This window comes from Ruegeria sp. CDSA020, assembly GCF_059612345.1.
Map to the genome: position 1 here is coordinate 1 of NZ_JBXWQK010000019.1, position 8,777 is coordinate 8,777.

7 protein-coding genes and 1 tRNA gene are annotated in these 8,777 nt (G+C 54.1%); 7 read left to right on the forward strand and 1 reads right to left on the reverse strand.

The window, feature by feature from the left end:
* Positions 1 to 230: 230 nt before the first annotated feature.
* The 7 genes from AC2FJW_RS19540 to AC2FJW_RS19570 all read left to right on the forward strand — a co-directional run bounded on the left by AC2FJW_RS19540 (position 231) and on the right by AC2FJW_RS19570 (position 8,446).
* On the forward strand, positions 231 to 1,391 hold the full coding sequence (locus AC2FJW_RS19540; RefSeq protein WP_496751178.1) for a tyrosine-type recombinase/integrase: 1,161 nt from the start codon (positions 231 to 233) through the stop codon (positions 1,389 to 1,391).
* The gene (locus AC2FJW_RS19545; protein ID WP_496751180.1) at positions 1,363 to 2,157 is read left to right on the forward strand and encodes a hypothetical protein; all 795 of its coding nucleotides are present in this window, start codon (positions 1,363 to 1,365) and stop codon (positions 2,155 to 2,157) included. Before AC2FJW_RS19540 ends, AC2FJW_RS19545 begins: the two co-directional genes overlap by 29 nt.
* A 133-nt stretch (positions 2,158 to 2,290) precedes the next feature.
* Entirely contained in the window at positions 2,291 to 2,497 is a 207-nt protein-coding gene (locus tag AC2FJW_RS19550) for a helix-turn-helix transcriptional regulator (protein ID WP_496751182.1), read from the forward strand.
* Positions 2,498 to 2,613: 116 nt separating this feature from the next.
* Positions 2,614 to 2,892, forward strand: a complete 279-nt coding sequence (locus tag AC2FJW_RS19555; RefSeq protein WP_496751183.1) for a hypothetical protein — start codon at positions 2,614 to 2,616, stop codon at positions 2,890 to 2,892.
* Positions 2,893 to 2,943: 51 nt separating this feature from the next.
* Positions 2,944 to 3,834, forward strand: coding sequence for a DUF7146 domain-containing protein (locus tag AC2FJW_RS19560; protein WP_496751185.1), 891 nt, complete (start codon positions 2,944 to 2,946; stop codon positions 3,832 to 3,834).
* On the forward strand, positions 3,831 to 5,330 hold the full coding sequence (locus tag AC2FJW_RS19565; RefSeq protein WP_496751186.1) for a YfjI family protein: 1,500 nt from the start codon (positions 3,831 to 3,833) through the stop codon (positions 5,328 to 5,330). The genes AC2FJW_RS19560 and AC2FJW_RS19565 overlap by 4 nt, the downstream gene beginning before the upstream one ends.
* Before the next feature lie 458 nt (positions 5,331 to 5,788).
* Positions 5,789 to 8,446 carry an N-6 DNA methylase gene (locus AC2FJW_RS19570; protein WP_496751187.1) on the forward strand — a complete coding sequence of 886 codons (2,658 nt, stop codon included), beginning with the start codon at positions 5,789 to 5,791 and terminating at the stop codon, positions 8,444 to 8,446.
* A 254-nt stretch (positions 8,447 to 8,700) separates the two neighbouring features.
* Here the strand turns inward: AC2FJW_RS19570 and AC2FJW_RS19575 are convergent.
* Positions 8,701 to 8,777, reverse strand: a tRNA-Met gene (locus tag AC2FJW_RS19575).

Genomic DNA, 8,777 nt, shown 5'->3' on the forward strand with positions numbered 1-8,777 from the left:
TGAACTGGCTGTGTTGATATTATTCGACCTGGTTGCGGGAGTAGGATTTGAACCTACGACCTTCAGGTTATGAGCCTCATGGTCGTATGTTTGCTTATGTTTGCTGAAGTGATTTCTTATTAGTTTTATCAGTATGTTATTCCTATTTTAACTTATTTCCCACACTCTCCACATTGTCCAAATTTGCTCTCTAGTGTAGCACCAATGTAGCACCAAGGATTCTGAGCAGCATGGCAAGCCACCACCTGAATTTCACCAAAGCCGCCCTACTGAAAGCCCCTGCCGCCAAGAAAGGTCGGGATTATTACTACGATGAACGCGAGAAAGGATTGCAGATGGCGGTGACCGCCACCGGCACCAAATCCTTCTATCTCTACAAACGCATTGACGGCAAACCGGAGCGGGTGCTGTTGGGGCGCTTTCCCGATTTGAGCGTCGAGAACGCGCGCAAGCTAGCGGCAGAAGCCAAAGGCAAGATTGCCAGCGGCAAGAACCCCCAGAAAGAAAAGCGTGCCATACGCGACGAGATGAGTTTTGGGGCACTGTTTTCCGAATACTTGGATAAATATTCCAAGGTGCATAAGCGCTCTTGGGAATACGATGAGCGGGAGGTAAACAAGTTCCTCTCGCATTGGTTCAAGCGTAAGATATCCAGCATTGAGAAAGCAGACGTTGACCGCCTTCACGCCAAGGTTGGCAAAGAGAATGGGCAATACCAGGCAAACCGCCTGTTGGAGCGGATTAGGGCCATTTTCAATAAAGCGATTGAATGGGGATGGGATGGCACAAATCCTGCCGACGGCATCAAGAAGTTCAGGGAACAAAGCCGGGACCGATTTTTGCAGCCGGACGAGTTACCCCGCTTCTTTGAAGCCCTGGCAAATGAGCCCAACGAAACTGCGCGGGATTTCTTCATGCTGTCGCTGCTGACCGGCGCGCGGAAATCCAATCTCCTGGCGATGCGGTGGAAAGAGATCAATTTCTCCACCGAGACCTGGCGGATTGAACAAACCAAAAATTCCGACCCTCTGACCGTTCACCTGCCAAAACAGGCGGTCGAACTTCTGAAGGAACGCAAGCTCATCTCGGAAAGCCCCTGGGTGTTTCCAGGCTCTGGTGCCAAAGGTCATTTAGCTGACCCTAAGAAAGCCTGGAAACGTATATTGACTGAAGCAGGGATCGAAGACCTACGTATACATGACCTGCGCCGTACGTTAGGTAGCTACCAAGCAGCGACAGGGGCAAATGGCTACATCATCGGCAAGTCCCTGGGTCACCGCAGCCAGCAATCCACCGCAATTTATGCCCGCCTCAATCTGGACCCCGTCCGAGAATCCGTGAACAAAGCGACTGACGTAATGTTTGGGTATATGCGACAGGATGACAGCTAATCGAAGCGAGCAACCAGCATGGCAATGGCTCAACGAAAGCGATGACATTGATCGGGACACCCTCATCCTCTTTAATGACGCGAAACTAGAGCAATTGATTGGGATTATGGGCCCTCGAGCAAGGCTCTGGGCTTTGAAACGGGGCCTTCAGATCACGGTCAGGCACTATTTGGCAGCAAGGTTTTTTGCGACAAGGCGCCCGCCCGGAAAAGCCGAATGGAAACGAATGGTCCGCTTTGGTGAGGCCGCCAAGTCTTACGCAAAAGCATTAGAAGGCCTTATGGCCAACGGAAATGCGGATCAGCGGCTCATCCTCGATCTAGCCAACCCACCGGAAGGTCGCAGAGGACCGGGAGAGTTGCGGTTCAAGCGCATGTTCGAACGGGGCGGACCGCGCAGCCCTTTGCGGCAGCTACACCAACTTGTTGAGGCGACAGCCGCAACGGCAGACAGGTTAGCGATTGAACCGTTCGCTGCTGACAGTGAAGACGCAACTTCGCAATATCAAGACATGATAGCTTGGTTCGCAACACCAGACGACAAGAGGCGCGTAGAAGCATTTTGCTTGGCTGACGCGCTAAAGTCCTTTCGGCGCGTTTGGGTTATGAACAGCGATAAGCCGTTCAATGCCGGAAAATACTACTCGGATATTGGGGGCTTTGTGGGCGACGCGATCCAAGCCGCGCATCTGGTAATGACCACTCTTGACCCGCTGGTGACAGAAAGACGAATTGCGACCGCCATTCGCGATATCAACAAAATCTGAAATGGGTACAAAAACGAGAGGGGCAAACCGTAAGCGTTGCCCCCTAAGAACATGGACCCAGTTTTGATGGGAATTTATTCAAGTTCGCCGCACACTTTTCTCCATACACGCAACACTATGGAGAAACACCAACATGTTCAAAAGCAAGACAAACCTCCTGACCCCGCAAGACGTGGCAATCCGCCTTGGGGTCTCGACGACGACCCTAAGCACCTGGCGGTGCACCAAACGTTATCCGCTGCCTTACGTGAAGGTCGGACGTCTGGTGCGCTATCGCGTCTCGGACGTGGAGGCATTCGAGATCTCCCGCCTGCAGGAGATGGCCGCAAATGACAACTGATACTAACCACCTGACTGGGCAGTGGAGCTTTGCGGCTCCCGCCCAGGCACACCCGCTTATTAGCGGCACTCCTAAGTGCGCGCCCTCTAGCCCCCGCATAACGACGAGCTAATCCCATGAACATCGATGTAAGAACGGAAGTCAGCCGCAAGGCTGGCAACGGAGAAGGCTTGCCTGCTAGTCAGGTAGTGCCGGGAACCGACCACCGCGAAACCTCAGACGGCTATCGCGGCGTGATTATCGACCTGGGCAGATACCGCGTCGCGGTCTGCCGCGATGACATTCAATGGATGTTCCAGCGGCGACGACCCGGATTTGCGGGCGTGGGGACGGCGTGGGACACGCTCGGCTACTGCCGCCCTGATCCGACTCCACCGCTCGCATATCGGCGCTGAGCCGCAAGTTCTCCGCGACCTACAAGAACGCTTCAAGCGGGAGGGCGGTGAATGACGGATGCCTGCACACTCACTGTCGCCCTTGGCGGCAGATGGTCGGGCAACCGGGGCACGGCTTGTTGTCCCGCCCATGACGACCAGAGCCCAAGCCTGAGCCTGGCGGATGGCGCGGACGGGCGGTTGCTCCTGCACTGCCATTCGGGATGCGACTTCGCGGAAATCCTGGCAGCGCTTCGCGGGCGCGGTCTGATCGCAGGATCGGCTCCGTTCAAACCTGTTGGCGTGTTCTGCCAGGAAGAGCGGCGAGAAGCTGAACGCGCGTACCTGGTTAAACGCTCCGGTCAGGCGCGGAGCCTGTGGCAAGAGGCGTGCCCGGTTAAAGGCACAATTGCTGAGGTTTATCTAAGGGGACGCGGGATCATCTGCGCCCTGCCCTATACGTTGCGTTACCTAGGGACTTGCTGGCACCAAACGGGTAAGCGTTACCCAGCCCTGATCTCCTATATAACTATTAGGGGGAATAGGCCGGGATTTGCCGTCCATCGCACCTACCTAATAAGCGACGGATTGGCAAAGGCTAACGTGACCCCCGCCAAGGCCATGCTGGGACCCGCCAAGGGCGGCGCAGTCCACCTATCTAAAGGCCCCGGCCCGCTTGTCGTCACCGAAGGGGTTGAAACCGGTCTGTCCCTTCTCAGCGGCGTTCTCGATCACCCCGCCCAGGTCTGGGCGGCGCTGAGCGCCAGTGGCATGGCCGCACTCGATCTGCCCTCACAACCTGGCGAATTGATCGTCGCCCCCGATGGTGACCCCGTGGGCCGTGACGCTGCCGAGACCTTGGCAACCCGCGCTCATGCGCTTGGCTGGCGTGTGTCCATTCTTCCCCCGCCTGACGGCTTCGACTGGAACGATGTATTGACTAGAAAGGCGGTGACCGCATGACCCCCGCGCCCAAACTTCACAGCTTCACACCAGATTGGCCCGCCCCAGCCCCGCGCTTTCTGCGTGACGAACTCCCGTCACCGCCCAGGCTTCCGCTGGAAGAGGTCTTTGGCGCGCGGTGGGCGGACTGGGTCACCTGCGCGGCAGGAGCCAAATCCGCGCCGCCGGACTACGTATTGGCAGCCCTCTTACCCGGGGTAGGCGCGGCGATAGGGAATACCCGGTGGGTCATGCCCTGGGCGGGCTGGGCCGAGCCACCCATTCTTTGGACCATGGGGGTAGGCAACCCCTCCAGCAACAAGTCGCCCGGCCTGGACGCCGTGCTTACGCCCCTACGCCAGGTAGAGCGGGAACTACGCCGCGCGGTAGAGACGGAGCGCGCCACCTGGGCCGAGGCTGCTGAACTTGCCAAGATCGCGGAGAGCGCCTGGAAGGAAAGCGTCAAGCGCGCTGTGAAGGACGGTGAGGAAACCCCGGCCCGGCCGGACGAGGCGAATGTTGGACCCGAGCCATTCTTGCCGCGCCTAGCAATTGCAGACGCTACGGTAGAACGCCTCGCCGTTATCCTGGCGGAACAACCACGCGGAACACTTCTCACCCGCGATGAGCTGGCCGGATGGCTACAAGGCATGACGCGCTATGCGGGCGGCGGCACGGATCGCCCCTTCTGGCTGGAAGCCTATGGTGGGCGTGGTCATACCGTGGAACGCATGGGGCGCCCTCCTGTACATGTTGATCAGCTCTCCATCGGTGTTGTCGGCGGCATTCAACCTGACCGGCTGCGAAGCTTGCTTTTGAAGTCGGATGACGATGGCTTGCTTGCGCGCTTTCTGCCGCTCTGGCCGGACCCTGCCCCGATCCGTCGCCCCCAGGGGCTGCCCGATGAAGATTTCATTGATACCGCCTTGTCGCGGCTGCACAGCCTGAACATGGCAACCAATGAAAGGGACGAGTTGCGTCCCTGGCTTGTCCCCTTCTCAGACACGGCACGGGATCACCTCGACACATTCCGCCACGCCGTGCGCAGGTGGGAAAGCGAGGCGGAAGGCTTGTTGCTTTCATTCATCGGGAAGCTCCCAGGTATCGCCGTGCGTCTCTCCTTGATCCTAACCTATCTCGATTGGCTGGCCGGTCAGGATATGGAACCCACCGAGATCGACGCGGGAACGTTCGCCAGGGCGGTTCTGTTGATCCAAGACTATGCCTTGCCTATGGCAAAGCGCGCGTATGCAGATGCCAGCCTGTCAAAGCCTGAACAGGCCGCGCGGCGGCTGCTAACTGTGATCCAGGAACATGCCTGGGAGCGTTTTTCCTCGCGGGAGGTCATGCGCCTGGACCGCAAGGGGCTGACGACAGCGACCGACCTTAACCCGGCGCTGGCCGTTCTCACCGAGGCGGAGGTGATCCGGCAGGTGGAGGGGAATGCCGGTCCGCAAGGAGGGCGACCAAGCAAGTTGTTCCTGGTCAATCCGGCTGTATTGCGAGCCACCTCCTGACCGCTGACAAAACTGACTTAACTGACAAAACCATGATTTTGGCCACTTGGTCCGGGGTTTTGTCGGTTTTGTCGGTTTTGTCAGCGTGGTCGTTCATGCGAACTATTCAAATGGGGAAACTCTTTCTGCCAAATGGAAAATTGGGTCCGTTAAGATGTCCTTGTCGGTCAAATAGCCTATCTATTCACCTTCTTTCCGCCCGCAAATTCTGCAGGGTTTGAAGGTGGATACTGGTGGACGGGCAGACAGCAAATGGACAAGGATTTAAAAGAGAGAGAACAATCCGCCTTCGGTTGAAATCTGAACTTGAGATCAATGGCGTGATCAGAGCCAAAGTCAAAAAAATTGTTTATCCACAGTGGAATGAAGACATATTTCTAGATACAAGCCTAGGCGACCGCCACTTTTCCACAGTCTGATTTAGGACTCTGAGTTCGTATTCAAGGAGAGAGTACTTAATGCCCAAAGCCTCAAAGCGTCGTGAGGATGTTCACCCTACTTTGAATGAAGAGGGAAAATACATTTGCCTAACGGACGGAACTCCGCTTCCGGCAACCCCTGAAGAATCTGTGCGGCAAGAGTTCATCGCGATCCTCATGAATGAGTACGACTATCCAGCAAATCGAATTCGAAGAGAGGTCCCTATATATCATGGCAGCAAACAGCTTATTGACAAAGAGGGAAAACCGGTCCGAGCTGATCTCGTAGTCTATTCAAATCGCAATGCAGCGGCGAAGCGCGATCAGGGGCGCATCACTTTCGTTGTTGAATGCAAGAAGCCAGAAGAAACGAGTGGATATAATCAACTTGTTAGCTACATCTTCTCAACAAATGCACCAGGTGGGGTCTGGACTAATGGAACTGAGGGCGACAAAGCCGACACGAAATTCTACCGAGTAGATCGCAAACTCCACGAGTTATTGCCGGTTACTGAAATACCACGCGCGGATGAGAATTGGGGAGCGATAACGCGCCGCAAAAAATCTGAACTCGATAAGCCCCACAACATCCGTCGACTGTTCAAGTTGTGTAACAGCAAATTGTACGGCCGAGGGATGGAGAATTACGACTACGACATCACCATGGACATGGTGCGTATTCTTCTCGCAAAAATCCACGATGAATCGGCGCCAGGTGACTTTCCAGCCTTCTATATCACGCAGGAAGAATATGAGACCACGGAAGGGCGCACGACTGCGGCAAAACGCGTGCGCGGTCTATTCGATGAATTTGCTGAACGCTACAGAGAAGTCTTTCCTGAAGGAGAGAAAATCGAGGTTCCTGACGAAGCGATCGTAGAAGTAATTACCGTGTTGCAGCCCTGGTCGCTTGTCGTTGGCTATGAAGATGCCGATGATTGGGATGTTATGGGAGCTGCATATGAGCAATACACTCATCAAAACCTGAAACGCCAGCGCGGCCAGTTCTTTACCAACCGCCTTATTGTCTCCGCGATGGTGCGTATAATTGATCCACAAGTTGGCGAAAAAATCCTCGATCCCGCCGGTGGCTCCGGTGGATTTGTTGCCGCCGCATTTCGGCATGTCCGACGCACCGTCATTGAAACGACTAAGGCCGGAACAGCGCAAAGAGAACGTCAACTCGACAACGCCAAGAATGATGTATTTCTTTCTGAGATATCCCCGCGCCTCGTGAAGCTCGCTAAGACAGCAATGCTACTCAATGGCGACGGTCACGCTGGGATGACGAAAGGCAATTCACTTGGCTCATATTCTGTTCTCGATCCATGGATAGTCTCTCGGTGCTCTCAAGGTGTGCCAAAAGTCATTTTGACGAATCCGCCTTTTGCAGGACAAGGCGATTCTAGAGTAGCCGATCCCCATATCCTTGCTAATTTTGAAACTGCAAAACGTTTCGTTGTTGAAGATGGGCAAGCAAAAATTGGTGAGGCGTTCATGCCCCAGCAAGGACCCGAACTCCTGTTCTTTGAACGGTGTTTGGACTGGCTCGCAGACGGCGGTAGAATGGGAATAGTTCTTCCTAAATCTTTCCTAGACACAACACAGGCGCTGATTGCGCGACAAATGTTGTTCGAAAATGCATTTCTCGACGGCGTTATCACCCTGCATAAAGATTCTTTCCAGCCTGATACAGGTGTACGTACCTGCATCATTTTCATTACAAAGAAAACGGAAGAGGAAAGAAATGAAGACGATCCTGACTACGAGATATTCATGGCCGCCTCGCAAAAAGTTGGCCAGGATTCTGAGGGGGTACCCGTTTTCCGGATGGCGGATGATGGGACCATCACGGACGAACTCGACCAGGATCTCGATGATATTGTTGCAGACTTTCAAGCAGCAAGGGACGGTACGCTTACTCCATCACAGTTCCGGTACCCAGTTAAGCGGTCTGAAATAACGAATAAGCTCAACATCAACCCTCAATTCTATTCCCCACATTTGAATGAATCGATAGAACAGGTGCGCTTATTTGAAGAAATTTTGGGTTGGAGTGTTACAGACCTAGGCCATATCGAAGCAGGCGTATCTATTTTCAAAGGACCTCGGCTGAAAACAGAAAATGTTATTGTGCACTCAGAAAGTGATGGAACCAATGTGGTCGGCTATTTTACACCTTCAGCAATGCTTCAAGACAAACGCGACTCGGCTAAGTACGTTGATTTAGCTAGAGCAAACAAAAAGCAGTTGAAAGACTTCAAGGTCGTCACAGTCCGCCAAGGAGACCTTCTTCTAACACGGTCAGGATCGATCGGACGTCTAGCCTATGTCTCGTCAGAAATGGACGGGCAAATTGTTTCAGACGACATGATACGTGTCCGGATACCATCTGAACATATTCGCGCTTATGTTGCTGCTTTTCTTCTTTCCAGCAATGCGCACGATCAGATGATGAAAAACGAATACGGTGCGATTCAACAACATCTAGAGCCTAGTCATGTGAGGGATTTGTTGGTTCCTGTGCCGGACAATTGGGAAAACGCCAAAGATCTCATTGAAAATGGAAGAGCCTTTATTTCCGCTAAAGAAGCATCTGACACCGCAATGGCACAATTGCAAAAGAACGGCTTTGATGGCGGAATGAACCAACTTCTTGAGAACGATAGTCGCACTCCACCAGAAAAAGGGAAATAGCTGCTTCTCTTGAATCACACAAATTGCACGCCGCGCCACTTGCTAAGGTCGCGGCGCCTACAGCCAAGTTTGTGCGTTGCGGCGCGTTCAACTTGAAAACCGGGATCCCAACACGCTTGGACGTTAATCTCTCTGGAACTAAATCTGTAAGAGATACCTACGAAAGTAGCACCGTTGTAGCACCGGGTGAGGATGCCCTAAACGCAAGAAGCGCCCCATTGGGCGCTAAGTGCTTGATATTCGACCTTAAAGTTTGGTTGCGGGAGTAGGATTTGAACCTACGACCTTCAGGTTATGAGCCTGACGAGCTACCGGGCTGCTCCATCCCGCG